The sequence below is a fragment of the Stenotrophomonas sp. BR163 genome (assembly GCF_047520985.2).
GTDB classification, from domain to species: domain Bacteria; phylum Pseudomonadota; class Gammaproteobacteria; order Xanthomonadales; family Xanthomonadaceae; genus Stenotrophomonas; species Stenotrophomonas sepilia.
This window is the reverse complement of record NZ_JAXBRE020000003.1, coordinates 155,723-180,314: the sequence shown is the minus strand read 5'-3', so window position 1 is coordinate 180,314 and position 24,592 is coordinate 155,723. Positions and strand designations below refer to the sequence as shown.

General features: G+C 66.5%; 27 protein-coding genes. 12 read left to right on the top strand and 15 right to left on the bottom strand.

The genetic code is table 11. From position 1 onward, the window contains the following. Positions 1 to 7 precede the first annotated feature (7 nt). Together ACM0PY_RS03265 and ACM0PY_RS03260 are read right to left on the bottom strand one after the other, a co-directional pair. Entirely contained in the window at positions 8 to 514 is a 507-nt protein-coding gene (locus tag ACM0PY_RS03265) for a PaaI family thioesterase (protein WP_061479182.1), read from the bottom strand. Between the two features lie 32 nt (positions 515 to 546). After that, complete coding sequence (locus tag ACM0PY_RS03260) at positions 547 to 984, bottom strand: hypothetical protein (protein WP_180884929.1); 438 nt, start codon at positions 982 to 984, stop codon at positions 547 to 549. Positions 985 to 1,269: 285 nt separating this feature from the next. Between ACM0PY_RS03260 and ACM0PY_RS03255 the strand changes: the two genes are divergently transcribed. From ACM0PY_RS03255 to ACM0PY_RS03220, 8 genes are all read left to right on the top strand, one after another. Next, positions 1,270 to 1,701: a pyridoxamine 5'-phosphate oxidase family protein gene (locus ACM0PY_RS03255; protein WP_111201175.1), complete on the top strand. Its 432-nt coding sequence runs from the start codon at positions 1,270 to 1,272 to the stop codon at positions 1,699 to 1,701. A 94-nt stretch (positions 1,702 to 1,795) separates the two neighbouring features. Further along, the gene (locus ACM0PY_RS03250) at positions 1,796 to 2,377 is read left to right on the top strand and encodes an NMCC_0638 family (lipo)protein (protein ID WP_180884927.1); all 582 of its coding nucleotides are present in this window, start codon (positions 1,796 to 1,798) and stop codon (positions 2,375 to 2,377) included. 204 nt (positions 2,378 to 2,581) lie between these two features. Further along, positions 2,582 to 3,049 (top strand): DUF2975 domain-containing protein, encoded by a 468-nt coding sequence (locus tag ACM0PY_RS03245; protein ID WP_134968089.1) that lies wholly within the window; start codon positions 2,582 to 2,584, stop codon positions 3,047 to 3,049. Then, entirely contained in the window at positions 3,049 to 3,273 is a 225-nt protein-coding gene (locus tag ACM0PY_RS03240) for a helix-turn-helix domain-containing protein (protein WP_061479178.1), read from the top strand. The genes ACM0PY_RS03245 and ACM0PY_RS03240 overlap by 1 nt, the downstream gene beginning before the upstream one ends. A 43-nt stretch (positions 3,274 to 3,316) precedes the next feature. Further along, the gene (locus ACM0PY_RS03235) at positions 3,317 to 4,858 is read left to right on the top strand and encodes a TerC family protein (RefSeq protein ID WP_134970915.1); all 1,542 of its coding nucleotides are present in this window, start codon (positions 3,317 to 3,319) and stop codon (positions 4,856 to 4,858) included. Between the two features lie 120 nt (positions 4,859 to 4,978). Next, positions 4,979 to 6,115, top strand: a complete 1,137-nt coding sequence (locus ACM0PY_RS03230; protein WP_134970917.1) for a metallophosphoesterase — start codon at positions 4,979 to 4,981, stop codon at positions 6,113 to 6,115. Positions 6,116 to 6,174: 59 nt separating this feature from the next. Beyond that, a complete protein-coding gene (locus tag ACM0PY_RS03225; RefSeq protein WP_180884925.1) occupies positions 6,175 to 6,678 on the top strand; it encodes a hypothetical protein in 504 nt (167 codons plus the stop codon). Continuing rightward, a complete protein-coding gene (locus tag ACM0PY_RS03220; RefSeq protein ID WP_061479175.1) occupies positions 6,675 to 7,934 on the top strand; it encodes an MFS transporter in 1,260 nt (419 codons plus the stop codon). The genes ACM0PY_RS03225 and ACM0PY_RS03220 overlap by 4 nt, the downstream gene beginning before the upstream one ends. A 4-nt stretch (positions 7,935 to 7,938) precedes the next feature. On the opposite strand, the gene ACM0PY_RS03215 is transcribed toward ACM0PY_RS03220, so the two are convergent. After that, on the bottom strand, positions 7,939 to 8,886 hold the full coding sequence (locus ACM0PY_RS03215) for a nucleoside hydrolase (protein ID WP_134970913.1): 948 nt from the start codon (positions 8,884 to 8,886) through the stop codon (positions 7,939 to 7,941). 201 nt (positions 8,887 to 9,087) lie between these two features. Here ACM0PY_RS03215 and ACM0PY_RS03210 point away from each other — a divergent pair, with 201 nt between their 5' ends. Both ACM0PY_RS03210 and ACM0PY_RS03205 read left to right on the top strand, forming a co-directional pair. Then, positions 9,088 to 9,624 (top strand): SMI1/KNR4 family protein, encoded by a 537-nt coding sequence (locus ACM0PY_RS03210; RefSeq protein WP_456115951.1) that lies wholly within the window; start codon positions 9,088 to 9,090, stop codon positions 9,622 to 9,624. A 442-nt stretch (positions 9,625 to 10,066) separates the two neighbouring features. Then, positions 10,067 to 10,393: a hypothetical protein gene (locus ACM0PY_RS03205; RefSeq protein WP_134970911.1), complete on the top strand. Its 327-nt coding sequence runs from the start codon at positions 10,067 to 10,069 to the stop codon at positions 10,391 to 10,393. A 92-nt stretch (positions 10,394 to 10,485) separates the two neighbouring features. On the opposite strand, the gene ACM0PY_RS03200 is transcribed toward ACM0PY_RS03205, so the two are convergent. From ACM0PY_RS03200 to rplU, 12 genes are all read right to left on the bottom strand, one after another. Then, on the bottom strand, positions 10,486 to 11,205 hold the full coding sequence (locus tag ACM0PY_RS03200; protein ID WP_059033516.1) for a GntR family transcriptional regulator: 720 nt from the start codon (positions 11,203 to 11,205) through the stop codon (positions 10,486 to 10,488). Between the two features lie 105 nt (positions 11,206 to 11,310). Continuing rightward, positions 11,311 to 12,678: an SLC13 family permease gene (locus ACM0PY_RS03195; RefSeq protein ID WP_180884921.1), complete on the bottom strand. Its 1,368-nt coding sequence runs from the start codon at positions 12,676 to 12,678 to the stop codon at positions 11,311 to 11,313. Positions 12,679 to 12,782: 104 nt separating this feature from the next. After that, complete coding sequence (mdcH, locus tag ACM0PY_RS03190; protein WP_414609412.1) at positions 12,783 to 13,703, bottom strand: malonate decarboxylase subunit epsilon; 921 nt, start codon at positions 13,701 to 13,703, stop codon at positions 12,783 to 12,785. Then, positions 13,700 to 14,557 carry a triphosphoribosyl-dephospho-CoA synthase MdcB gene (mdcB, locus tag ACM0PY_RS03185; RefSeq protein ID WP_134970907.1) on the bottom strand — a complete coding sequence of 286 codons (858 nt, stop codon included), beginning with the start codon at positions 14,555 to 14,557 and terminating at the stop codon, positions 13,700 to 13,702. Before mdcB ends, mdcH begins: the two co-directional genes overlap by 4 nt. After that, positions 14,554 to 15,195: a malonate decarboxylase holo-[acyl-carrier-protein] synthase gene (mdcG, locus tag ACM0PY_RS03180; RefSeq protein ID WP_134970905.1), complete on the bottom strand. Its 642-nt coding sequence runs from the start codon at positions 15,193 to 15,195 to the stop codon at positions 14,554 to 14,556. Before mdcG ends, mdcB begins: the two co-directional genes overlap by 4 nt. Then, positions 15,188 to 15,892, bottom strand: a complete 705-nt coding sequence (mdcE, locus tag ACM0PY_RS03175; RefSeq protein ID WP_180884954.1) for a biotin-independent malonate decarboxylase subunit gamma — start codon at positions 15,890 to 15,892, stop codon at positions 15,188 to 15,190. The genes mdcG and mdcE overlap by 8 nt, the downstream gene beginning before the upstream one ends. Before the next feature lie 2 nt (positions 15,893 to 15,894). Then, on the bottom strand, positions 15,895 to 16,803 hold the full coding sequence (locus ACM0PY_RS03170; RefSeq protein WP_180884916.1) for a biotin-independent malonate decarboxylase subunit beta: 909 nt from the start codon (positions 16,801 to 16,803) through the stop codon (positions 15,895 to 15,897). Further along, the gene (mdcC, locus tag ACM0PY_RS03165; RefSeq protein WP_134970903.1) at positions 16,800 to 17,120 is read right to left on the bottom strand and encodes a malonate decarboxylase acyl carrier protein; all 321 of its coding nucleotides are present in this window, start codon (positions 17,118 to 17,120) and stop codon (positions 16,800 to 16,802) included. The genes ACM0PY_RS03170 and mdcC overlap by 4 nt, the downstream gene beginning before the upstream one ends. A 10-nt stretch (positions 17,121 to 17,130) precedes the next feature. Continuing rightward, the gene (gene mdcA, locus ACM0PY_RS03160) at positions 17,131 to 18,774 is read right to left on the bottom strand and encodes a malonate decarboxylase subunit alpha (RefSeq protein WP_180884914.1); all 1,644 of its coding nucleotides are present in this window, start codon (positions 18,772 to 18,774) and stop codon (positions 17,131 to 17,133) included. A gap of 265 nt (positions 18,775 to 19,039) precedes the next feature. After that, complete coding sequence (gene cgtA / locus ACM0PY_RS03155; protein WP_134971713.1) at positions 19,040 to 20,092, bottom strand: Obg family GTPase CgtA; 1,053 nt, start codon at positions 20,090 to 20,092, stop codon at positions 19,040 to 19,042. Positions 20,093 to 20,269: 177 nt separating this feature from the next. Then, a complete protein-coding gene (rpmA, locus tag ACM0PY_RS03150; protein WP_005415704.1) occupies positions 20,270 to 20,533 on the bottom strand; it encodes a 50S ribosomal protein L27 in 264 nt (87 codons plus the stop codon). 18 nt (positions 20,534 to 20,551) lie between these two features. After that, a complete protein-coding gene (rplU, locus tag ACM0PY_RS03145) occupies positions 20,552 to 20,860 on the bottom strand; it encodes a 50S ribosomal protein L21 (RefSeq protein WP_005408557.1) in 309 nt (102 codons plus the stop codon). A gap of 316 nt (positions 20,861 to 21,176) precedes the next feature. Between rplU and uvrA the strand changes: the two genes are divergently transcribed. Next, entirely contained in the window at positions 21,177 to 24,170 is a 2,994-nt protein-coding gene (gene uvrA, locus ACM0PY_RS03140) for an excinuclease ABC subunit UvrA (RefSeq protein WP_061480766.1), read from the top strand. After that, complete coding sequence (locus ACM0PY_RS03135) at positions 24,170 to 24,577, top strand: acyl-CoA thioesterase (RefSeq protein WP_134971712.1); 408 nt, start codon at positions 24,170 to 24,172, stop codon at positions 24,575 to 24,577. Before uvrA ends, ACM0PY_RS03135 begins: the two co-directional genes overlap by 1 nt. Positions 24,578 to 24,592: the final 15 nt, after the last annotated feature.

The following is a 24,592-nucleotide window of genomic DNA, read 5'->3' as shown; positions in this document are numbered from 1 at the left end:
ACACGCATCAGCCGATGCGCGCATGCACGCGCCGCAGCGTGCGCGCGATCATCCGGCGCGCGATGGGACGCGGCATCGAGAGCCCGCGCCAGCGCAGCGCACCCACCCGGAAGGTGGCGCTGGCGGTAGCCAGTACCTTGCCGGCCGGGTCGGTCAGCCAGCCACGGGTGAAGGCGATGCTGCCCTTGCTGTGCTCGACTTCGCCCCAGCCGATGATCCGCCCCGGCCGTGCCGGGTTGACGAAACTGGTCTTGGATTCCACCGTGACCGCGATGCGGTTGGCTGGCAGGGTGGCGTAGATCGCCGGCCCCATGCAGTCGTCCAGCATCGCTGACAGGAATCCGCCCTGCACGTTGCCCATCGGGTTGGTGAGCACCGTCCCGGCGTCGAACTCAACCTGGATGCGACGCAGTGCATCGTCATAACCGATGAAGCGCCAGCCGAGCAGGGTGCCGGCCTGGGAACGTGGAAGATCACCGTTGACCACGCTGTAGAAGATCGATTCGGGGTTCATGGCGGAGCCTCGTGGGGAGGGGGGAAGGGAACTCACCGGGACAGTGACAGCACGGCCAGCGCGAGGCCGAGGAGCGACAGCAGCACCACGGCCGCGCCGGTGGATACCGGGGTACGCGCACCGGTGCGTCGCCGCACGCCGGAGGCGACCAGCACCGGGGGCGCGGTGGCGACCAGGCAGAACAACTGGAACGCCAGCAGCTGTGGCAGCGCGAAGTGACCACCGAAGAAGATCAACCAGGCCAGCATCACGCCGGCACCGGCCAGTGCGATCCACCCGGCGCCGACCACGCGGATGAGTGCCATCAGCAGCACCTGCATGCGCGGTTCGATCTCCGCCCACGACAGGCCCACGGCCTGCGCGTGGTAGGGCATGAAGTCGGAACGTTTCAGATAGGCCGCAGCAAACAGCGAGACAATGAAGAACGCCGACAGATAGCAGCCGAACGCGAGCCAGGTGAACAGATCCATGTGGAGGCCATGCGGTTGGGGAGGAATCGCCGCGTGCACGCCGGCGGCCATGCCGGTCGTGCCACAGGGTTGCGCGATTCTCGGGCACCCCCCTGTTAGCCGGCTGTGGTGCTTCGCAGGGGCGTTCCTCCATCTGCTTTTAACGTAAGCATGGTGGTGTGGAGTGCGTCACGAACGGGCCATGCGCCGTATCTCGTTTCCCGTGAAGAGGCCGCAAGTGCTCATCCACTTTCCGGTCACCGCTCTGCGCAGACGCTGGGCGTCCCTCCGATCAAGGACCGCGCCGTGACCCAGCTCACCCTCCCAGAACTTGCCAAGAAAATGGCCGGCATCGATTTCACGATGCTGCAGACCCGCGCCGGTGGAGAAATTGCCGGTCGCCCCATGAGCAACAACGGTGACGTGGACTATGACGGTGACAGCTGGTTCTTCACCATGGAAGACACCGACATGGTGCGCGAGATCGAGGCTGACCCCACCGTCGCACTGGGTTTCTCCGGCAGCAAGTCGCTGCTGGGCAAGCCGCCGCTGTTCGTGCACGTGCAGGGAAGGGCGGCGCTGGTGCGCGATCGGGCCACGATGCGCGAGCACTGGGTGAAGGACCTGGAACGGTGGTTCGAACAGGGAGTGGATACACCGGGACTGGTACTGATCCATGTGCGCGCCAGCCGTATCCACTACTGGGATGGCGAGGACGAGGGCGAGATCACAGCCTGACCTCGGCGCGGGGAGGCCGGCGGCAACGCGGCCGTTGCACGCCGCGCCCGGGCTTTGCCATCCTCCCCGCTGCGTTCCGTACCGTGGAGTTCCAATGCGCCCTGCCTCCTGGCTGATCCTGGCCCTGCTGCCTGCCCTGGCGGCGGCGCAGCCTGCACGTGCACCGAAGGCCAGCGCACAGGCGCAGGACCCTTTCAGTGAGTTGTTCGATACCGCCTGCATGCAGCACATCGGCGCACCGGCGCGGTTGCAGTCGTTGATGGAATCCAACGGGCTGTCACCGCTGCAGCCTGCCGAGGCGGCAACGTTGCTGCAGGGGCAGTCGGGCGTGGCCTGGATGGTGCCGCTGGCCAGCGGCCGCTATGCGGTCAGCTGGGCTGACGATGGCACGTGTACGGTCTACGCCGAAAAGGCCGACGCGGCGGTCGTGCAGAAGGGCTTTGCCCGGTTGGTGCAGGCGGCGCCGACGCCGTTGCAGGCGCGCTCGCTGCCAGGCCGTGGGCCGTTGTCGGCGGACCAGGTGGCGATCCAGTACGGCTGGGCCACGCCCGGGCAGGCCAAGCTGCAGGTGCGTTTCCGGCTGGTCACGCGGCAGGCGGCCGAGGCCGGCGTGCAGGCGATGGCCTCGGTGACGCCGGGCGAAGCGATGCTGGAGCAGACTGCACCCAGCCAATAACGCTGGCCCCGTGCCGCGCAGGCTGCCCAGGCCCGCGATTCAGCCTTTCACGCACGTTGTGATATATCGTTTATCGATAAATCCACCCCGGGGCGGCGAGGCCGCCCCAATGCCGGAGGCCGCTTGACCGCTCGTCCCGCCCGCGCCAGACCCGCGCGAGGCTTGTTCACCCTGGCCCAGGCCGCCGTCCAGGCCGTCCGGGCGATGTGCTGGCTGGGCATCCTGGCCGCACTGCTGGCCGTGCCGCTGGTCGCGCACGACCGTCGCTGGCTGCTCGACAGCGTCCACGATGCCGCTGCCGCTGCTGCACACGGCAACGCGCTGTTCCTGCACTTCTGCCTGGGGCTGGCTGCGATCGTCGCGCTGCTGGTGCTGTGCCTGCTGTTCCTGCGCCATCTGCTGCGGCTGCTGAAATCGGCGGCGCGCGAAAGGCCGTTCACCCACGCCAATGCGCAGCGACTGCAACGGATGGCGTGGCTGATGCTGGCGATGGAGCTGCTGTCGATTCTGATCGGCGCCTACGCGGCCTGGATGGGCCCGGACTTCACCTGGATGGAGGTGGGCGGCGGCATGTCGATCACCGGGCTGGTGGCGGTGATGATGCTGTTCGTGCTGGCACGCGTCTTCGCCGTGGGCGCGGCGATGCGCGATGACCTCGACGGTGTCATCTGATGGCAATCGTCATCACCCTGGACCGCGTGCTGCAGGAACGGGGCATGACCCTGTCCGAGCTGGCCGGGCGCATCGACATCACCCTGGCGAACCTGTCGATCCTGAAGACCGGCAAGGCGCGCGCCATCCGCTTTTCCACGCTGGATGCGATCTGCCGGGAGCTGCAATGCACGCCTGGCGACCTGCTCGGGTACGACCCGTCGCACACGCAGGACGCAGACTGAGTGTTTGTTCTTCTCCCTTACCTACTGACGAAACGGACCTGAAATGGAATGGTTGGCTGACCCCTCGATATGGATGGGCCTTGCAACCCTGGTCGTGCTTGAGATCGTGCTCGGCATCGACAACCTGGTGTTCATCGCGATCCTTGCCGACAAGCTTCCGCCACACCAGCGCGACCGCGCGCGGGTGATCGGCCTGGCACTGGCCCTGCTGATGCGGCTGGTGCTTCTGGCGGCGCTGGCCTGGATCATGAAACTGACCGAGCCGCTGCTTACGCTGTTCGAGCACAGCTTTTCCGGACGTGACCTGATCCTGCTGGGCGGTGGCCTGTTCCTGCTGTTCAAGGGCACCATGGAGCTGCACGAACGGCTGGAAGGCCGCGCGCACCACGAGGATGGCAAGAAGGTCTACGCCAGTTTCGCCATGGTGGTGGCGCAGATCGTGGTGCTCGATGCGGTGTTCTCGCTGGATTCGGTGATCACCGCGGTCGGCATGGTCGACAACCTGGGCGTGATGTATGCCGCCGTGACCATCGCGATGGCGCTGATGTTGCTGGCGAGCAAGCCGTTGACCCGCTTCGTCAACAAGCATCCCACCGTGGTGGTGCTGTGCCTGGGCTTCCTGCTGATGATCGGCTTCAGCCTGGTGGCCGAGGGCCTGGGCTACAAGATCCCGAAGGGCTACCTGTACGCGGCGATCGCCTTCTCGATCCTGGTGGAAGCCTTCAACCAGTGGGTGCGTTTCAACCGTGAGCGCAACGAGCGTCGCCAGCCGTTCCGGCAGCGCACCGCTGATGCGGTGCTGCGCATGCTCGGCGCGCGCCCGGCCAATGGCCACGACGATGAAGGCCTGGACGCGCAGGTGGACGCCGGAGAGCGCCTGCAGCCTGCCGAACACGAAATGATCCGCAGCGTGCTGGGCCTGGCCGACCGGCCGGTGTCGAGCGTAATGACCGTGCGCGCCGATGTGCAGTGGATCGACCTGGCGCGTGGGCAGGAGGACGTCGTGGCGCGCCTGGTGGCGTCGCCGCACACCCGCCTGCTGGTGGGTGAGGGTGACCTGGACAGCCTGCGTGGCGTGGTGCAGAGCCGCGACCTGCTGGCCGACCTGCTGCAGGGCAGGCCGCTGCAGCTGGAAGGCAACCTGCGCGAGCCGCAGTACGTGCTGTCCAGCGCCAGTGCGCTGCAGGCGCTGGAACTGATCCGCCAGCATCCGGTACCGCTGGCGGTGGCGGTGGATGAGTACGGCAGCGTGGAGGGTCTGGTGACCGCCAACGATCTGCTGGCGGCGATTGCCGGCGATCTGGTCGATACCCAGGACGAGCGCTATGGCGTGGTCGCGCAGGGCGAGGAGCAGTGGGAGGCCGACGGTGCACTGACTCTGGACGACCTGCAGCGGCTGACCGGCGTATCGCTGCCACGCAGTGCCGACTACATGACCATCTCCGGGCTGGTGCTGGAGCAGCTGGGCCGGCTGCCGGACATCGGCGATGCGGTGGAGGTGGCGTGCGTGCGCATCACCGTGCTGGCGATGGAGAAGCGCCGTATCGCCCGCCTGCGGGTGCAGCGCCTCGACGGAATGGCTTGACGCCCCTGTTGTTGTAGCGCCGAGCCCATGCTCGGCTGCAGATTGAAATACCGGGCATGGGCTCGGTGCTACACAACACCGCCTGCAGCCGTCACCATGGCGGCCCACTTTCTTTCCAGGATGGTTGCAGTGCTGAGTACGATCGGTTTGTTGATGGGCCTGTATGTGGCCTGGCGCCTGTTCTGGCCACAGCGCATGCCCACTTGGCTGAAGGTCGTGCTGTCGCTGCTGCTGGTGGGCGTAGCCGTGCAGCTGCGTATCGTCGCCACCTTCTGGGGCACCATGGCGTCGCCGGAAATTCCGAAACTGGCCATCGCCACGCTGGCCACCGGCTCCACGGCGGTGTTGCTGTTGGCGTTGCTGATGATCGCGATGGATGTGGGCCTGCTCGCGTCCCGCCTGCTGCGCTGGCCACGTGCGGTAGCCGCATTGCGCACGCGGCGCTTGCGGCCGGCGGCCGGCGTGCTGGCCCTGCTGGTCAGTGGTTATGGTGTCAGCCAGGGCATGGCAGTGCCCCAGCCCCGGCAGATCGAGGTGAGCGTTGCCGGGCTGCCAGCGGCGTTCGACGGCTATCGCGTGCTGCAGCTGACCGACATCCATGCCAGCCGCCTGCTGACCGGCGACTGGGTGCGCAGGGTGGTGGATGAGAGCAACGCATTGGCGCCGGATCTGATCGTGATCACCGGCGATCTGATCGACGGCAGTGTCGAGGCCCGTCGTGACGACGCGCGTCCTCTGGCCGATCTGCGGGCGCCGGACGGTGTCGTCGCCATTACCGGCAACCACGAGTATTACGCGCAGTACCAGGCATGGATGCAGGCGTTCCGTGCGCTGCACATGCAGGTGCTGGAGAACAGCCACCTGCAGGTACGACGCGGTGATGCAGCGCTGACCATTGCCGGGGTCACCGATCCGGTGGCCGCACGCTACGGCCTGCCGCTGCCGGATCTGGACGCCGCCTTGGCCGGCGCCGATCCTTCTGCGCCGGTGATCCTGCTTGACCACCGCCCGCGCAACGCGCGAGAGGCGGCGGCGCGCGGCGTGAAGCTGCAATTGTCCGGGCACACTCACGGTGGGCAGATCATCGGCATGGACCAACTGGTGAGGCGGGCCAATGGTGGCTTCGTCTCCGGCCGCTACGACGTGGACGGGATGACCCTTTACGTGAGCAATGGTGCGGGCCTCTGGGCCGGTTTCCCGGCACGCATCGGCGTGCCGTCGGAGATCACCCTGGTGACATTGCGCCGCGTGCCGTGACCTGAAGTGGGGCAGGTCCCGTTCCCGCAGGGAAAGGGAACTGACCCCTGACAAACCACATGGAAGGAACGAAGGCTTATTCCCGTGCCCTGATGGAACGCCTGATCCGAGCCAATGCGGATGAGATCAACCGGTTGCCGCGGGCCATCCGGGAGAGTGCTGCGTTGCGCTGGCGTGACCCGGAACGCAGGCTGCTGCACACCCAGGCCTGCGCGGCGTTCCACCAGCACTACGAACGGCTCGCGTTTCCGGGTGGCTACACCAATGCACTGAAGCAACTTGCCGAACACGATCCCGATACGCTGGATGTCGCGTTGGCTACGGGACGCAGGAAACAGGCGTGGATCAGCAGCAGTTCTGCCTCGACGGTGCGCTGCTGGTCTACCGCGCGTTCGAGCAAGGACGCTTCTGCTTCGGCTTTGACGGTGAGCGCTTCACCGGCCATGAAACCCAGTACATGCAGGCAGCCGATAGCCGATGACCGGTATTTCACCCCATCCATGCCACGCTGCGCCGAACCTGCCCAACCGGGATCGAGGCTGTTGAAGGCGAATACGCGATGACTGTGGCGCGACAGCGCTCGATGTGGGTGGCCGGCCTGTCCACGGTGGTGGAGTGGTACGACTTCACCCTGTACCTGTACTTCGCCACGGTGCTGTCGCGGGTGTTCTTCGGCGGTGGCGAGCAGGCGCTGCTGGTCACCTTGGCCGGATTCGCCGTGTCCTACCTGATGCGTCCGCTGGGCGCGCTGTGCTTTGGTCACCTGGGTGACCGCCTGGGCCGGCGCTGGATGCTGCTGGCGTCGATGGCGTTGATGGCAGCGGCAATGCTGGCCACCGCGCTGCTGCCGACCGCGGCCACCGCAGGCGCCACGGCCGGCGTGCTGCTGCTGGTGCTGCGCTGCGTGATGGCGTTCTCGGTGGGCGGCGAATATACCGGCGTGGTGGCGTACCTGCTGGAAAGCGCACCGGCGCGCCGACGCGGCCTGGTTACGTCATTGGCTTCGGCGGCCAGCGAAGTGGGCGCACTGCTGGCGGTGGCGATCTCTGCACTTACCGTTGCACTGCTGCCGACACCGCAGCTGGACAGCTGGGGCTGGCGGATTCCGTTCCTTGTCGGCGCTGCGCTTGCGCTGGTGATCCTGATTGCGCGTTCGGGCATGCACGAGTCGCCGGAGTTCGAGCGCCAGCGCCGCGAAGGCAGCATTCCCGCCACACCGCTGCGGCATGTGCTGCAGCATCATCCGTTGGCGGTGGCGCGCACGTTCGCGATTTCGGCGCTGGGATCGATCACTTACTACGTGGGCATCACCTATGTGCCTGCATTCCTGCACGCGCAGGGCCACGATGAGGGTGACGCACTGTGGCTGTCGACGATCGCGGCGGTGGCAGTCATCGCGATCACGCCCCTGTGTGGCGCATTGTCGGACCGGGTCGGACGACGTCCGGTGTTGTTGGGCCTGACCGTGCTGGCAGCGCTGCTGCCGCTGTCCCTGTTTGCGTGGATGGCACAGGCGACGGCGCTGGGCATCGTGCTGGCGGCGGTGCTGCTGGCCTGCGTGGCCGGCGGTGTAAGCGCGGTGGCCGCCCCGGCCACGGCTGAGCAGTTCCCAGGCGAAGGCCGGGTCAGCGGTCTCGCACTGGGGGTAACCATGGCCACTGCCTTCTTCGGCGGCGCAACGCCGTGGCTGGCGCAATGGTGGGTGGAGCGCAGCGGCTGGGCGGCGGCGCCGGGCGCGATGATCGCACTGGTGGCGGTGCTGGTGCTGCCGGTGCTGTGGACCCTGCCCGAGACGGTCCCGGGCAGGGCCAAGCGCTAGACGGTCAGACCTTCAGGGTCTGCTCGATGTCGGCCAGTACCGCGGCCGCATCCACACCGATGGCAATCGACTGCACCACGTGGCCGTCCCACACGCTGGGGCCGAATGCCAGGCCTTCCGGCTTGGGAATGGTCATGCCGCGGGCAACGCCGTCGGTGGCCACACGCACGCTGGCGCGCTCGAACTGGAACAGTTCCGGGCGGGTCAGCGCGATGCATGCGCAGCAGTCGTGCACGACCATGCCCTTGTGGCCGGCCTGCAGGTAGAAGTCGACGTAATCCTGCGACAGCGCACGGACCAGCTCGGCGTCGGCACCGCCGATGGCGGCCAGCTTATCCAGGCCGTCACGGTCCATTTCCACGCGGGTGGTCACGTCCAGGCCGATCGCGGTGACCGGCCAGCTGGCGGTGAACACCACGTCGGCCGCTTCGGCATCGCCCCAGATGTTGGCCTCGGCGGCCGGGGTGATGTTGCCGTTGACGTGGAAGGCGCCGCCCATGATCACCACGCCGCGTACCAGGCCGGCGATGTCCGGGGCCTGCTGCAGGGCCAGGGCCAGGTTGGTCATGCGGCCGACCGCGACCAGGGTCAGTTCGCCCGGATGGGCGCGGACCAGATCGATGATCAGCTGGTGGGCCGGGCGGGCATCGGCGGCCACGTCCAGGCTGGCCGGCACCGGGTGGTTGCCCAGGCCGTTGTGGCCGTGGATGTGCACCGGCCACGCTTCCGGGGTGGCTTCCGGCTGCAGAGGGCCATCGGCACCGCGCGCGACCGGGGCGGCGAAGCCCCAGGCCTGCTTCAGGTACAGCGCGTTGTGCGTGGTCGACTCCACCGAGGCATTGCCGAAGGTGGTGGTGACACCGATCAGGTCGATCTGGGCGTGCTTGTGCAGGTAAAGCAGGGCCAGGGCGTCGTCGACGCCCGGGTCGGTATCGAAAATGACTTTCAGCATGTTGTTGTTCTTCTTCTTCCGTGTGGTGCGAGGGGCGCCGGCGGCCTGGAAGCAGCCCGGCGCGCCCTGCATTGTCCCATCTTCATGACGGGCAGGGCGAACCAGGGCGCCGGTGGGGGCATATCATCGCCTTCAAGGCAGGGTATCGACTCGAACCGTTTGAGAGCTGTCCTGCCAGACTCCGAACCATCTTCATTGATGATGAGCCAGTGCCACTTTGCATTGCCGACACCTACTATGCAGAGAACGGCAGCACTTCCGTATTTGAAGAGCGCACCTGGCTCATTGGCAGGACGTGACTCCTTGGTGGAAACAATTGCAGAGAGTTTCAGGAAAATAGCGATGAAATATCAACTAACAGAAGGACAGCTCAATGGTCCAGCTCAACTTTCGGCCATTGATAGCCTGCCAGAAGAATTGAGAACGGCACTCCCTAAGAGCTACCTTGAATTCCTTAAGACTCACGACGGCGGCGAAGGATTCATTGGCGATAACTACATCATTTTTTGGAAGGCGGAAGAGCTGGTTGATTTCAATCGTGAATATGAAGTCGAGACGGATGCGCCCGGTGTATTTTTGTTCGGCTCCAGCGGAGGGGGAGAAGCGTATGGATTCGACATGTGGGATGTCGCTATGCCGGTAGTAATGATTCCTTTTATAGGCATGGATCGTCAATACGCCATCGTGGTAGCGGCCGACCTTCCGGATTTATTTGCGCAATTGGCAGAGCGAGAATGATTGGCCTGGATAAGCACGCACGCCCTAAAGGCATGGAGCTGTTCGAGCTTAGACCCGTTATCGTTGGTGGTGATCCGGTCAGCCCTGAGAACAAAGCCTGGTTGACGAGAGAGCAGCATTTTGAGGCTGTGCGCTACTGGAATAGGATTGTCAGAAGTCTGCGTGATGGGCCGAAGTAGCTGGAGATAGAACAGTGTAGAAGGAGTAGGTCAGGAGCGGCCAGCTGCTATATCAGACATCTTGAATTGCTAAGCGAACCGGAGGATGTCCGGCTCGCGCAAGATGGTTTGTAGAATTCCTGCAGGTCTGACTAAAATGCTTGGTCAACATTTATCGATAGCCTCGCAGAGTATTTATTCGAGCGGAAATCCGATGGAAAAGCCGCGCTGCAACCAATGGATCAGTCGCGGTAGGTATGCCCCCCTGCTCAAGGAGCTGCGCCATGCTGGTGGTAACCCTGGTCTTGGTCGCCCTGGTATTGGGCTTGAACCTCGTCGCCACCTTCGTGGTGCTGGGGCGCGAAGAGGTGTCGGCGGGCGGCCGGACGGTGCAGCTGCTGCTGGTATGGCTGCTGCCGCTGGTCGGCGCCATCCTGTGCTTGGCAGTGGCCACGGCCGATGGCTCCGGCAGCCGGGGGGATGGCGGCGGAAGCCATGACACCTCCGTTGGCTATGCCAGTGACAACCACAGCCATCACAGCTACAGCAGCTCCGACTGCGGAAGCGACGGTGGCAGCGGTGACGGCGGCAGCTGCGGTGGCGGCGATTGACGAGATGTTCCGGGATGCGGGCCAGCGGCCGGCACTACCAGGGCGTGACCTCGGCTGGGTAGTGCCGGCCGCCGGCCGGCAACCTCATCCGCTCAACCGCCGCCTTCGGTCGGCAATGGCGCCGGCACGTTCAACAGCCCGCCCGCTGCCACATAGGCGGCCAGGGCCTGGCCCTGGCTGAGCAGATGGCGCTCCATGGTGCGTTCGGCAGCCTGCGCATCGCGGCGGCGGAAGCACTCCATCAACTCGCGGTGTTCGGCCAGCGACTGCGCGGTGCGGCCCGGGGTCAGCAGCTGGCGGCCGCGATGCATCTTCAGGATGCGGTGCAGGTCGTGGGTGATGCGGATCAGCCACGGATTGCCCGCGTAATGCTGCACGGTTTCGTGGATCAGGTAGTTGTTGCGGTAGTACTCGGCGATGTTGCCCTCGGCCGCCGCGGTTTCCATCGCTGCATGCAGGTCTTCCAGCTGCTGCACGCCGGCATCGTCGATGTGCTTCACCGCCTCGTGCGCGCAACGGCCTTCCAGCATGGCCATTACCGGGAACAGCTGGTTGAGGTCTTCCAGCGTCAACCGGGTGACCCGGCTGCCACGACCTGCGTCGATCTGTACCAGGCCTTCGGCGGCCAGCAGCTTCAACGCCTCGCGCAGCGGCGTGCGGCTGATGCCCAGTTCTTCGCACAGCGCGGGCTCGTCGATCCACTCGCCCGGCGGCAGCCGGTAGTCGTAGATGCGCTCGCGCACGTGGTCGGCCACCTCTTCATACAGAGGCGCGCGCTTCTTCGGTGATCGCGGGGCAGGGGCAATGGCCATGGAGGAAGTGTACCGCCAGGTAGTGCCGGCCGCTGGCCGGCAACCCGTGATCGCTGGATGGCTTCATGAGATTGCCGTCCAGCGGCCGGCACTACCGCTGGGTGGTTACATCCAGCCGGGCACCACGAATACCAGCCAGGCCAGCAGCGGTCCAAGCGCCACCACAAGACCGCTGTAGACCAGGAAGCGGCGGAACAGGGTTTCGCGCTCTTCCTTCGCTGCCGAGGCCACCACCAGTGCGCCATTGGTGGAGAACGGGCTGACATCGACGATGGTGGACGACACCGCCAGCGCGCAGATCACGCCGGCGGCGCTGAGGTGACCCTGCATCAGGAACGGCACCGCCAGCGGAATCGTGGCGCCCAGCACTGCGGCCGACGAGGCGAATGCGGAGACGATGCCGCCGACGTAGCAGACCAGCAGCGCGCCGAGCAGCGGAATGCCGATGTCGGACACGCCATTGCCGATGAAGTCCACCGCGCCGGCATGTTCCAGCACGCCGATGTAGGTCACCACGCCACAGATCAGCAGCACGGTGGACCAGCTGATGCCATCGACCGCGCCCTTCTGGCTTTGTGGCGACAGCAGCGCCAGCGCCACCGCGACGGTGATCGAGACCAGGCCGACGTTGAGGTTGTAGATCAGCGCGGCCACGCCCAGGCCGAGCAGGCCGATCAGGGTGAACAACCGTTCGCGGGTCAGGCCCACCGCATCCAGTGCCGCCGGATCATTGCTGAGCGTGCCGCCGCCTGCTGCGACCAGCGCGCCATGGCCTTCGATCGCGAACTGGCGCGACGACGCCTGCGGGCCACCGGCCATCGCCAGTTCGGCATTGCCGATTGTTCCTGCCGCGGTGATCGAGCCGCGACGCAGCAGGGTGATGCCACCGAAGGCGAAGAAGCAGATCGTCGCCATCATGAAGTTGAAGCCCAGGCTGGTCAGGAACACTGCCATCTCGGTCACTTCCAGCCCAGCCTTCTGCACCACGCCGTTGGTAATGCTGCCGTACACGCTGATGGGCGAGAAGCCGCCGGCCTGCGCACCATGGATGACCAGCAGGCCCATCATCAGCGGGTTGATGTTGTACTGCTTGGCAAAGCGCAGCGCGACCGGGCCGATGATCGCGACCGCCGCCGGGCCCAGCGCACCGAACGCGGTGAGCACCGCGGTGATCACGAACATCACCCACGGAATGGCCACGATATGGCCACGCACCACTTTCACCGCCCAGTGCACCAGCAGGTCGATGGTGCCGTTCTTCTGCGCGATGGCGAACAGGTAGGTGATGCCGACCAGGGTCAGGAACAGATCGCCGGGAAAGCCGGCCAAAACCTCCTTGCCGCCCATGTCGACCCACAGCCCGCCGATGATGAAGGCCAGCGCAAAGGCGACCGCGCCCATGTTGATCGGCATCGCTGTGGCGACGATGAACATGATCACCAGGCCGATGATCGTTGCGATTTGTGGACTCATGCGCCCTCCCAGACACGTGGCTCACGTACAGCGCGGATGGAGACCCGCCATCCCGGGGTAAGGCGACGTACTGCGTGATGCGTGATACGTACTGCTCGAACCCGTTACTGCAGCCGCTCCAGCGCACTGCGGACCCACGCCGCGGCGCCTTCCAGGCTCTGGAACTCTTCCACCGCGCGCACTTCGCAGCACGGATAGGACGGCGCGACCATGCGCGCCAGTGCGTTGCCCGGGCCCAGCTGCAGGAACACCCGCGCGCCGCGCTCGAAGGCCTGGCGCATCACCTGCGCCCATTCGATGGTCTGCGCCAGCTGCGCCGACAGCGCGTGGACCGCCATTGCGCGATCCCGCACCGGTCGCGCATCGATGCCGGCCAGCAGCGGCAGGCGTGGGGCCTGCAGCGGCGAGGCATCGAGTGCGGCAGCGAACGGTGCGACCGCCGCCGCCAGCAACGGCGTGTGGGCAGGCACGTGCACCGCCAGCGGACGGATGCCGGCACCCTGCGCCCGTGCGGCACCGGCCAGCCGCTGCAATGCGGCGTGCGTGCCGCCCACGATGAAATGGTCCTGCCCGTTGGCGATGGCCATGTGCGCACCGTGCAGATCGCACAGCGGCTGCAGTACATGGCGTTCCAGGCCGAGCACGGCCTGCAGGCCTGCATCGGCGGGGCTGGCGCCGTCCATCAACTGCGCGCGCTGCGCAGCCAGGGCAAGGCAGGTGGTCGCATCGAAGCTGCCGGCGATGGCATGCGCGGCCAACTCGCCGATGCTGTAGCCGGCGACCAGCGTCGGCGTTGGCACGTTGTCGCGCAGCCCCTGCCACTGCGCCAGAGTGACCGCGCACAGCAGCGGTTGCGCCTGCGCATTGTCGAAACGGTCGTCGGCCGCAGCGGCGGGAAACACATCGCGGCCAAGTACCGTGCTGGCCACATCAAGGGTATGGCGTGCGGCCGGAAGATCGCGCACGCGGTCGAACATCGCCGCATGCTGCGCACCTTGGCCGGAGCAGAGCAGGGCAAGGCTCATGCGTCCTCCTGCTGTAGCAGGAACCAGGCACAGGCCAACAGGTCGGCACTGCCACCGGGACTCAGGCGGCGCGCGACGAAGCGCTCACCGATGCCGTGCAGGCGTGCCTGCCAGCCGGGCACGAACGCACCGCCGCCGTCGAGGAAACCATGCGCCTGTCGCTGTGCCCAGCGCAGGCCGTCGGCGCCGCCACGGTGCAGCAGGTTGAGGTCATCCACGCATGCGACCAGCTGCATCAGGGCCTGGCACATCGCGGCCTCGCGCGGCAGTCCGTTGGCCACTGCGTGGCGCAGGGCAGGCAGTGCCACTTCGCGCAGCAGCGGGTAGCCAGAGGCTGCTTGTTCACGCACCCCCTGCACGCCATGCCGGGCGCGAGCGCGCTGGCCAGGGCTGTTGGCATCCAGAGGTGCGTTGGCGAGCTGGGCAGACCAGCGGCGCACTTCCTGGCAGACCTGCTCACCCGTGGCGGCATGGCCCAGGCGGGAGCGACAGGCCGCGGCGGCCGCCACCAGCAGGCCGAGACTGAAGACCGCGCCACGATGGGTATTGACGCCGGCGGTTGCGCGCAGCATCGCGATTTCGGCGGCGATGCCACATCGGCGCAAGGCGTCGAAGTCCGCCCCGGCTGCACCGAGGCAGGCCACGGCGGTGAAATAGTGGCGCAGCGCGAACAGGCTGCGCAGGAATGTGCCGGCGTCCATGTCGTGATGGCTGCCGCTGTCGAATGGCGTGACCAGTCCGGGCTTGGGCGCCAGCGCCAGCTCCGCATGCAGGCTGGCGACGGCGAGGCGCCCCAGGCGCGCGCCGTCTACGGCAGCTGCCGGCCTGACTGCCGATTGCACGACGGCGGTCATGCGCTCACCCCGGCGGAGGCGAACATCGCATCGCGTAGTTCCAGTGCGGCACCATCGAGGCGCTTGACCAGTACCTCGCGGCTGCGTCCGGCGTACTCCCGCCAGTTCACGGCGGCGTCGCCGCCCAGGCACAGCTCGCCATCGACCCGCCGGTCGTGTTCGGCTTCCCATGCCTGTAGCCGTGCAGCCAGGGCATCGGCCTGCGCGGTGGTGTCGATCGGCCACAGCAGATCGACGTCCGAGCGCGCGTGCACATAGCGCAGGCCAGTAAGGTGCTGCCACGCGAAGGCACCGAATACGCGCGCCTCAGCGATGTTCTGCAGCACTTCAAGGGGCCGCCGCCAGTCCTGTGGAACGTCGCCTTTCAGCACCGCCTGAAGTGCCGGCGGCGGGGTGGTGCGCAGCACATCGTGTGCTGGCACGCGCAGGGCCAGGCGCAGTTTGTCCTCGGCGGGCGGCAGCGGCACGCCGAGACGCAGGCGTGGATCGGCATCGTCGGCGGCACGCCGCGCGACGATGGCCGGCCGGCCCTGTGCAAACCAGTCGGCCAAGCGCGATTCATGCGCGGCGATGTCCGCCTGCCAGCCGGCGTGCGCTGACAGCCAGACCAGCGTATGTCGGGGCAGCCGCTCAGGCATCGCCCTGGCTCACGGCTTCAGCCACGCGTGCGGCCAGCATGCGCCCGCCACGTTCGGCTCCGCGCACTGCGCGGCGGTCGCCGTGGGCGGGCGTGCGCAGGGCCTGCAGAAGGTGCTGGGCAAGATTGCCCTCCCACAACGATTCCACCGCACCCATCGCCACGTAGTTCTCCACGCCCGGTGCGAACACCGGTGAGGTCTGGCTCAGCGCCTGCAGTTTATCCAGCGGCTGCTTGGTCACCCGGGCCATCGCGCGCAGGTCCATCACCCGCACCTGCGCATCCGGCAGGGCATGGATGCGGTCGGCCATCAGCCCGAACGAGAGGAAGCCGCCACTAACGGATTCACCGTAGACCAGCGTGACCAGTCGCGCGCCACGTCGACGCGCGAGATCCAGCGTCTGCGCCAGGTGCGCGAAACAGCCGTTGATGCCGAGCAGTTCGTCGCGGCGTGCCAGGCGCTGGCCGGCGGTGTCGACCAGCATCACGATCGGTTGCTGCGGATGCGCGGCGGTGCTGGCCAGCACCGTTTCGGCCAGTGCCAGTGCGTGGTCCACGCCCACCTCGAGCTTGTTGGCGGTGCCGATCACAGTCACATCGCCATTGTCGGTGGTGGCGCTGCCGGTCAGCACCGAATCGCTCACCGCAATGGCATGCCCATGCGGAAACAGGGCATCGAGCAGTGTCTGCAACGGCATGCTCATGGCAGGCTCCGGTCGCCGGTGGCGGTGAGGAATTCATCGGTGTCGAGCAGTGGCAGGCGTTCGGGGTGGGCAATGCCCAGCCGCGCCCAGATCTCCAGGCCATCGCGGCAATCGCCCCAGGCCCGCACGCGCGCCTTCAAGGCCGCATGGCGTTCCTGCAATGCGGCCAGTGCAGCATCCGGGTCAGTGCTGCCCGCATCGGAGTGCAGCGCGTCGCGTGCGGCCAGCGCGAATGCTTCAAGGGCATCGGGCACCAGCACCTGCGCCTGGTCGATCAGGTACCGGTGCTTGCCACCGGTCACACGCCAGACCAGCGCGCGATCGCGTGAGTCGAACTCTTCCACGCCGCGAACGGTTTCGATCACCTCCGGTCCGGACAGCGACATCCGGCCTTCCTCGGACATGATGACCGTGGTGCAGCAGCGGGCAACGATGCCCATGCCACCGAAGGCGCCGTTGCCGCTGCCGATCAGCGCGATCACCGGCACGCCCGCTGCACGCGCGTCCAGGGTGGCGCGCATGATCTCGGAGATCGCAATCAGGCCCGCATTGGCTTCGTGCAGCCGCACGCCGCCGGTATCGAGCAGCAGCAGCACGCCGTCAGGGCGGGTGTGCGCCGCACGGCGCAGCAGCCCGGTCAGCTTGGCGCCATGCACTTCGCCCACGCCGCCGCCCATGAATTCACCCTGTTGTGCGGCCAGCAGCACGTGTTTGCCCTGCAGCCTGGCCTCGCCGACGACGATGCCATCGTCGAACGCGGCCGGCTGGTCGAGCTGGGCCAGGTGCGGACTCATCATCCGTCGCGCCGGGCCGAGGAACTCGTGGAACGAGCCGGCGTCGACCAGCCCGGCGATGCGCTCGCGCGCATCGGCTTCGTAATAGCTGTGGCGCTGTACGTGGTTCATGGCGTGCCTCCGGCCAGCAGGGTTTCCACGGCCTGGTCCAGGCGCAGGCTGACCACGGCCGGGGTCGCACCGGCGTCGTTGATCGAGACGCGCACATCGCGCAGCGGATGACGCTGTGCGAAGTCGTTGATCACCGCCTGCCAGATGCTGCCGAAGCCCTGCGCGGCGGTGATGACGCGCACCGTCATCGCGCCCTGCTGCGCCGCCGGTTCCAGCAGGATTTCCAGGTTGCCCGACGCCAGCACGCCCACCAGCACCGCATCGCGCGCGAACGGCACGTCGGTGCGGCCTTCGAATCGATAGTCGAGGGTTTCCATGCTCAGCCCCTTACCAGTTGCGGAAGCGCTTGGGCGGGTCGTACAGACCGCCGGACCAGCGCACCAGGTCCTTCACCGAACGCGCCGCCAGCAGGTCACGGCTGGCATCGCGCACGGAGATGCCGAGGTCACCGGGACGGCGGATCACGCCGCGGTCGCGCAGGTTCTCCACCATCGCGCGGTCGCGCCCGATGCCCACGGCGGTATAGCCGGCCACGCCACGGATCGCCTGTTCGCGCTCCTCGGGGGTGCGGCACAGCAGCAGGTTGGCGATGCCTTCCTCGGTCAGCACATGGCTGACGTCGTCGCCGTAGATCATCACCGGCGGCAGCGGCATGTTCGCGCGTTCGGCCAGTTCCCAGGCGTCGAGGCGGTCAACGAATGCCGGGGCCATGTGCTCGCGGAAGGTTTCCACCATCTGCACCACCAGTTTGCGCCCGCGTGGCATCTCGCCCGGGCGTGCGGCCTGCTGGCCGGCCTTGATCCAGGGCTCGCTGGCATGGCGGCGGCCGCGCGCGTCCGAGCCCATGTTCGGTGCGCCGCCGAAGCCGGCGATGCGGTCGCGGGTGGCAGTGGAACTGTTGCCCTGCAGGTCGATCTGCAGGGTGGAACCGATGAACATGTCGCAGGCATACAGGCCTGCGGTCTGCGAGAACGCGCGGTTGGAACGCATCGAGCCGTCGGCGCCGGTGAAAAACACATCGCCCCGCGCGGCAATGTATTTCTCCATGCCCAGTTCCGAACCGAACGAATGCACCGATCTGACGAAGCCCGATTCGATCGCCGGAATCAGTGCCGGGTGTGGATTCAACGCCCAGTGCTGGCAGATCTTTCCCTTCAGACCGAGCGATTCGGCGTAGGTGGGGAGCAGCAGTTCGATGGCGGCCGTATCGAAGCCGATGCCGTGATTCAAACGATTCACGCCGTACTCGGCGTAGATGCCCTTGATGGCCATCATTGCCATCAGTACCTGGATTTCGGAGATCTGCGCAGGGTCGCGGGTGAACAGCGGCTCGATATGGTTCGGCTTCGGCGCCTGCACCACGAAGTTGACCCAGTCCGCAGGAACATCGACGCGGGGGAGGCTGTCAACGATCTCGTTGACCTGGGCGATGACGATGCCGCCACCGAAGGCGGTGGCTTCGACGATCACCGGAGTGTCTTCCGTATTCGGCCCGGTATAGAGGTTGCCGTGGCGGTCGGCGGCCTGCGCGGCGACCAGCGCTACGCGCGGCGTAAGGTCGATGAAGTAGCGGCCGAACAGTTCCAGGTAGGTGTGGATGGCACCGATCTGGATGCGCCCTTCGGCCACCAGGTTGGCCAGTCGCACCGATTGCGGGCCGGAGAACGAGAAATCCAGTTTCGAGGCGACGCCACGCTCGAATACGTCCAGGTGCGAGGGCAGTGAGAGGACCGACTGCACCATGTGCAGGTCATGCACGCGGGCGGGGTCGAGGTCGGCCAGCGCCTGGGCGAGGAAATCGGCCTGCTTCTGGTTGTTGCCCTCCAGGCAGACCTTGTCGCCTGGCTCCAGCACTGCGTGCAGCAACTCGCCGACGTCGCTGCTGGCGACCTCGCGTCCCCGGGCCCACGGCGCGGCACGTTCCAGGCGGGCCTGGCGACTGCGTTCCAACGTATCCCAGCTCGGGTTCATTGACCGGCTTCCGACGGGTGTTGAGATAATTACGGCATAATTACGAAGTGGGTACAACCTGCAGTGCAGCAAAAAGAAGGGCCCGCGCGGAGGCGGGCCCATTCAGGGTGTGGGGTGTGGGGTGGGGGGCCCCCAACGCGGCCCCCCCCCCCCCCCCCCCCCCCCCCCCCCCCCCCCCCCCCCCCCCCCCCCCCCCCCCCCCCCACTACCGGGGAACAAAAAAAACCCGGCCAAAGCCGGGTTTTTGCACGGAACCACAACGCCATCATTGCGCGTCGCGGGCTTCCTGCTCTTCTTCCTTCTGGCGATCGAAGAAGGCCATGATCCGGCTCATGATCGGGAAGGTGCCTTCGCGCCCCAGTGCGGAGACCAGGAACCACGGCTCCTTCCAGCCCAGCTCGGCAACGATCTGCTCGGCTGCGGCCTGCGCCTCGTCTTCGAACATCAGGTCAGCCTTGTTCAGCACCAGCCAGCGCGGCTTTTTCAGCAGTTCCGGGTCGTGCTTCTCCAGCTCGCGCTCGATCGCACGCACCTGCTCCACCGGCGAGATGCCGTCCACGCCACCTTCCATCGGCGAGATGTCCACCAGGTGCAGCAGCAGGCGGGTGCGCTGCAGATGGCGCAGGAACTGCGCGCCCAGGCCGGCGCCATCGGCCGCGCCTTCGATCAGGCCCGGAATGTCGGCGATCACGAAGCTGCGGTGGTTCTCCACCTTCACCACGCCCAGGTTCGGGTACAGCGTGGTGAACGGGTAATCAGCCACCTTTGGCGTCGCCGCCGAAACGGCGCGGATCAGGGTGCTCTTGCCGGCGTTGGGGAAGCCCAGCAGGCCGACATCGGCCAGCAGCTTCAGCTCCAGCTTCAGCGTGCGCTCCTCGCCCGGCTCGCCCGGCAACGCCTGGCGCGGCGAGCGGTTGGTCGAGCTCTTGAAGTGCATGTTGCCCAGGCCGCCACGACCGCCCTTGGCCACCAGCAGGCGATCGCCGTGCTGGGTCAGGTCGCCGATGACTTCATCGGTGGCGACGTTGATCACCACGGTGCCGACCGGCACGGTGATGGTCAGGTCTTCGCCACCCTTGCCATAGGCCTGGCGGCCCATGCCGTTCTCGCCGCGCTGCGCCTTGAAGATGCGGTCATGGCGGAAGTCGACCAGAGTGTTCAGGTTTTCGTCGGCGCGGATGTACACGCTGCCGCCCGCACCGCCGTCGCCGCCGTCCGGGCCGCCGAGCGGAATGAACTTCTCGCGACGGAAGCCAATGCAGCCGTTGCCGCCGTTGCCGGCGAACACTTCGATTTCTGCTTCGTCTACCAGTTTCATTGTTTCGATGCCTGCGATGGGCGCGGCCTGCTGGCCGCCACCTTGAATGTCATGCCGGCCGTGGGCCGGCAACCCGGCCCAGCCGGTCTTGCTTCAACTCTAACGAAAAGCCCCGCCGAAGCGGGGCTCTTCATGCAGCACTCCCATGCCGGGGCACGGGTGCCGGCGATGCCTGGATCAGGCGTCGGCCGAGACGATGCTGACGGTGCGACGCTTCTTGGCGCCCTTGACCGAGAACTCCACCTTGCCATCCACGAGGGCGAACAGGGTGTGGTCACGGCCCAGGCCAACGCCCGAACCCGGGTGGAACTGGGTGCCGCGCTGACGCACGATGATGTTGCCGGCTTCGATGGCCTGGCCGCCGAAGATCTTGACGCCCAGGTACTTCGGGTTGGAGTCGCGACCGTTGCGCGAGGAGCCTACGCCCTTTTTATGTGCCATGACTGCTTCTCCTGATGCTTAGCCGGCGATGCCGGTGATCTCGATTTCGGTGTAGTACTGACGGTGACCCTGACGCTTCATGTGGTGCTTGCGGCGACGGAACTTGATGATCCGGACCTTGTCAGCACGACCCTGGGACAGGACCTTGGCGGTGACGGCAGCGCCCTTCAGCGCATCGCCCAGCTTCACGCCGTCGCTGTCACCCAGCATCAGGATGTTGTCAAACTTGATCTCGCTGCCGACTTCGACTTCGAGCTTTTCAATGCGGAGCTTTTCGCCCTGCGCCACGCGGTATTGCTTACCGCCGGTGACCAGTACTGCGTACATGACCAGGCCTTCCTCTGTAGTTATTGTGGTCTGAGCTGCCGCCATCGAGGGCGGACAGGAGCGGGATTGTACGCAGAACATCGGGCGCGGGTCAAGTCAACCCCTGGACGGCCTGGGGGGCCCGACAGGCAGGGGTCAGATCCCTTTTCACCCCGTGAAAAGGGATCTGACCCCTACCTGTCGGCCCGTCTCACAAGGTGAGACACCGGGCTGGCATTGTCGCCCATTGCCCCCATCTGGTCACCTCGGTAGGCTGACCGATTGCCGTTCCCTGCTGGCCCGGCACCCAGCCAACGCCCCCACAACCGGATCCCCCATGGCGATGGATTTCATCCGCATCCGCGGCGCGCGGACGCACAACCTGAAGAACCTCGACCTCGACCTGCCCCGCGACAAGCTGATCGTGATCACCGGCCTGTCCGGCTCGGGCAAGTCCTCGCTGGCGTTCGACACCATCTACGCAGAAGGTCAACGCCGCTATGTCGAGTCGTTGTCGGCCTATGCGCGCCAGTTCCTGAGCGTGATGGAGAAGCCGGACCTGGACCACATCGAGGGCCTGTCCCCGGCGATCTCGATCGAGCAGAAGTCGACTTCGCACAACCCGCGTTCGACGGTCGGCACGATCACCGAGATCTACGACTACCTGCGCCTGCTGTACGCCCGCGTCGGCACTCCGCGCTGCCCGGACCACGGCTATCCGCTGGAAGCGCAGACGGTCAGCCAGATGGTCGACCAGGTGCTGACCCTGGACCCGGAACAGCGCTACATGCTGCTGGCCCCGGTCATCCGCGACCGCAAGGGCGAGCACGCGCAGGTATTCGACCAGCTGCGTGCGCAGGGCTTCGTGCGCGTGCGCGTGGACGGCGAGCTGCATGAGATCGACGCGGTGCCGCCACTGGCGCTGCGCCAGAAGCACACCATCGAGGCGGTGATCGACCGCTTCCGCCCGCGCGAGGACATCAAGCAGCGCCTGGCCGAGAGCTTCGAGACCGCGCTGAAGCTGGGCGACGGCATGGCGTCGGTGCAGAGCCTGGACAACACGGAAACCGCGCCGACCCTGTTCTCCTCCAAATACTCCTGCCCGGTCTGCGATTACTCGCTGCCGGAACTGGAGCCGCGCCTGTTCTCGTTCAACGCACCGATGGGCGCCTGCCCCGGCTGCGATGGCCTGGGCATGGCCGAGTTCTTCGATCCTTCGCGCGTGGTGGTGCACCCCGAGCTGTCGCTGGCCGCCGGTGCGGTGCGCGGCTGGGACCGCCGCAATGCCTACTACTTCCAGCTGATCGCTTCGCTGGCCAAGCACTACCGGTTCGATGTCGACGCGGCCTGGAACTCGCTGCCGGACAAGGTGCAGCAGGCCGTGCTGTACGGCAGCGGCGACGAAGCGATCACCTTCACCTACTTCACCGAAGCCGGTGGCCGCACCCAGCGCAAGCATCGCTTCGAGGGCATCATTCCCAACCTCGAGCGCCGCTACAAGGAAACCGAATCGCCGGCGGTGCGCGAAGAGCTGTCCAAGTACATCAGCGAACAACCCTGCCCGGAATGCCATGGCGCGCGCCTGAACAAGGCTGCACGCAATGTGTTCGTGGCCGACCGCCCGCTGCCGGAGCTGGTGGTGCTGCCGATCGACGAGGCGCTGAAGTTCTTCAGCGAGCTGAGCCTGCCGGGCTGGCGCGGCGAGATCGCCGCGAAGATCGTCAAGGAAATCGGCGAACGCCTCGGCTTCCTGGTCGACGTGGGCCTGGATTACCTGACCCTCGAGCGCAAGGCCGACACCCTGTCCGGTGGCGAGGCGCAGCGCATCCGCCTGGCCAGCCAGATCGGCGCCGGCCTGGTCGGCGTGATGTACGTGCTCGACGAACCATCGATCGGCCTGCACCAGCGCGACAACGAACGCCTGCTCGGCACCCTCACCCGCCTGCGCGACCTCGGCAACACGGTGATCGTGGTCGAGCATGACGAGGACGCGATCCGCCTGGCCGACTACGTGCTGGACATCGGCCCGGGCGCGGGCGTGCATGGCGGCGAGATCGTCGGCCAGGGCACCCTGCAGGACATCCTGGAGGCACCGCGCTCGCTGACCGGCCAGTACCTGTCGGGCAAGCGCGCGATCGAGATCCCGGCGCGCCGGCACAAGCCGAACCCGAAGATGACCCTGCACCTGCGCGGGGCCAGCGGCAACAACCTCAAGGGCGTGGATCTGGCGATTCCGTCGGGCCTGCTGACCTGCGTGACCGGTGTGTCCGGCTCCGGCAAGTCGACCCTGATCAACGACACCCTGTTCTCGCTGGCTGCCAACGAGATCAACGGCGCCTCGCACCCGATCGCCCCGTACAAGGAGATCGATGGCCTGGACCTGTTCGACAAGGTGGTGGACATCGACCAGTCGCCGATCGGTCGCACCCCGCGTTCGAACCCGGCCACCTACACCGGCCTGTTCACTCCCCTGCGCGAACTGTTCGCACAGGTGCCCGAAGCGCGTGCACGCGGCTACTCGCCGGGCCGCTTCAGCTTCAACGTGCGTGGTGGCCGCTGCGAGGCCTGCCAGGGCGATGGCCTGATCAAGGTCGAGATGCACTTCCTGCCGGACGTGTACGTGCCGTGCGATGTCTGCCACGGCAAGCGCTACAACCGCGAGACGCTGGAGATCCTGTACAAGGGTTTCAACATCAACGACGTGCTGGAAATGACCGTCGAGGATGCGCTGAAGCTGTTCGAGCCGGTGCCGTCGATTGCACGCAAGCTGGAAACGCTGGTCGACGTCGGCCTGAGCTACATCAAGCTGGGCCAGAGCGCGACCACGCTGTCCGGTGGCGAAGCGCAGCGCGTGAAGCTGTCCAAGGAACTGTCGCGCCGCGATACCGGCCGCACCCTGTACATCCTCGACGAGCCGACCACCGGTCTGCATTTCCACGACATCGAAGCGCTGCTGGGCGTGCTGCACAAACTGCGCGACGAAGGCAACACGGTGGTGGTGATCGAGCACAACCTGGACGTGATCAAGACCGCCGACTGGATCGTCGATCTGGGTCCGGAGGGTGGCCACCGCGGCGGCACCATCCTGGTCACCGGCACGCCGGAAGACGTGGCGGCCTGCCCGCAGTCGTATACCGGCCAGTTCCTGGCCCGCATGCTGCCCTCCACCAGCGCGCGCCCCGAGCAGCCGGCCGCCGTGGCCAACAAGCCCGACGCCCGCCCGCCGCGCAAGGTGAAGCCCGAGAAGCCGGCCAAGGTGGCGAAGAAGGCCGTGGCCGCCAAGAGCACCGGCAAGGCCAGCAAGAGCACGTCGAAGAAGAAGGACGCCTGATGAGCAACGAACACAAGATCCTGGCCCGCATCCCGATCAGCGTGCGCTGGCGTGACATGGACAGCATGGGCCACGTCAACAACGCCAAGTACATTTCCTACCTGGAAGAAGCGCGCGTGCGCTGGATGCTGGGCGTGGACGGCGTGTCGATGACCGACCGCATCGCCCCGGTCGTGGCCGCGACCAACGTCAATTACCGGCTGCCGATCGTGTGGCCCAACGACATCGTGGTCGAATTGTTCGTCGAGCGCCTGGGCAACAGCAGCGTGACCATCGGCCACCGCATCGTCGACCAGCAGGACGCGTCGAAGCTGTATTCCGACGGCAACGTGGTGGTGGTCTGGATGGATACCCAGACCGGCAGGAGCGCGCCGCTGCCTGAGGCGATCCGCAGCGCTTCCACCTGAAGGTAAGGTAGTGTC

Excerpts from the sequence above, each read along its gene's own strand:
- ACM0PY_RS03200 (WP_059033516.1), bottom strand. The coding sequence starts at position 11,205 with ATGGCCATTGCCCCTGCCCCGCGATCACCGAAGAAGCGCGCGCCTCTG.
- mdcH (WP_414609412.1), bottom strand. The coding sequence starts at position 13,703 with ATGAGCCTTGCCCTGCTCTGCTCCGGCCAAGGTGCGCAGCATGCGGCG.
- uvrA (WP_061480766.1), top strand. The coding sequence starts at position 21,177 with ATGGCGATGGATTTCATCCGCATCCGCGGCGCGCGGACGCACAACCTG.
- mdcE (WP_180884954.1), bottom strand. The coding sequence starts at position 15,892 with ATGCCGTTGCAGACACTGCTCGATGCCCTGTTTCCGCATGGGCATGCC.
- ACM0PY_RS03220 (WP_061479175.1), top strand. The coding sequence starts at position 6,675 with ATGACTGTGGCGCGACAGCGCTCGATGTGGGTGGCCGGCCTGTCCACG.
- ACM0PY_RS03265 (WP_061479182.1), bottom strand. The coding sequence starts at position 514 with ATGAACCCCGAATCGATCTTCTACAGCGTGGTCAACGGTGATCTTCCA.
- ACM0PY_RS03245 (WP_134968089.1), top strand. The coding sequence starts at position 2,582 with ATGTGCTGGCTGGGCATCCTGGCCGCACTGCTGGCCGTGCCGCTGGTC.
- mdcB (WP_134970907.1), bottom strand. The coding sequence starts at position 14,557 with ATGACCGCCGTCGTGCAATCGGCAGTCAGGCCGGCAGCTGCCGTAGAC.
- rplU (WP_005408557.1), bottom strand. The coding sequence starts at position 20,860 with ATGTACGCAGTACTGGTCACCGGCGGTAAGCAATACCGCGTGGCGCAG.
- mdcC (WP_134970903.1), bottom strand. The coding sequence starts at position 17,120 with ATGGAAACCCTCGACTATCGATTCGAAGGCCGCACCGACGTGCCGTTC.
- ACM0PY_RS03250 (WP_180884927.1), top strand. The coding sequence starts at position 1,796 with ATGCGCCCTGCCTCCTGGCTGATCCTGGCCCTGCTGCCTGCCCTGGCG.
- ACM0PY_RS03170 (WP_180884916.1), bottom strand. The coding sequence starts at position 16,803 with ATGAACCACGTACAGCGCCACAGCTATTACGAAGCCGATGCGCGCGAG.
- ACM0PY_RS03235 (WP_134970915.1), top strand. The coding sequence starts at position 3,317 with ATGGAATGGTTGGCTGACCCCTCGATATGGATGGGCCTTGCAACCCTG.
- ACM0PY_RS03230 (WP_134970917.1), top strand. The coding sequence starts at position 4,979 with ATGGTTGCAGTGCTGAGTACGATCGGTTTGTTGATGGGCCTGTATGTG.
- ACM0PY_RS03240 (WP_061479178.1), top strand. The coding sequence starts at position 3,049 with ATGGCAATCGTCATCACCCTGGACCGCGTGCTGCAGGAACGGGGCATG.
- rpmA (WP_005415704.1), bottom strand. The coding sequence starts at position 20,533 with ATGGCACATAAAAAGGGCGTAGGCTCCTCGCGCAACGGTCGCGACTCC.
- ACM0PY_RS03225 (WP_180884925.1), top strand. The coding sequence starts at position 6,175 with ATGGAAGGAACGAAGGCTTATTCCCGTGCCCTGATGGAACGCCTGATC.
- cgtA (WP_134971713.1), bottom strand. The coding sequence starts at position 20,092 with ATGAAACTGGTAGACGAAGCAGAAATCGAAGTGTTCGCCGGCAACGGC.
- ACM0PY_RS03210 (WP_456115951.1), top strand. The coding sequence starts at position 9,088 with ATGAGCCAGTGCCACTTTGCATTGCCGACACCTACTATGCAGAGAACG.
- ACM0PY_RS03195 (WP_180884921.1), bottom strand. The coding sequence starts at position 12,678 with ATGAGTCCACAAATCGCAACGATCATCGGCCTGGTGATCATGTTCATC.
- mdcG (WP_134970905.1), bottom strand. The coding sequence starts at position 15,195 with ATGCCTGAGCGGCTGCCCCGACATACGCTGGTCTGGCTGTCAGCGCAC.
- ACM0PY_RS03215 (WP_134970913.1), bottom strand. The coding sequence starts at position 8,886 with ATGCTGAAAGTCATTTTCGATACCGACCCGGGCGTCGACGACGCCCTG.
- ACM0PY_RS03205 (WP_134970911.1), top strand. The coding sequence starts at position 10,067 with ATGCTGGTGGTAACCCTGGTCTTGGTCGCCCTGGTATTGGGCTTGAAC.
- ACM0PY_RS03135 (WP_134971712.1), top strand. The coding sequence starts at position 24,170 with ATGAGCAACGAACACAAGATCCTGGCCCGCATCCCGATCAGCGTGCGC.
- ACM0PY_RS03260 (WP_180884929.1), bottom strand. The coding sequence starts at position 984 with ATGGATCTGTTCACCTGGCTCGCGTTCGGCTGCTATCTGTCGGCGTTC.
- mdcA (WP_180884914.1), bottom strand. The coding sequence starts at position 18,774 with ATGAACCCGAGCTGGGATACGTTGGAACGCAGTCGCCAGGCCCGCCTG.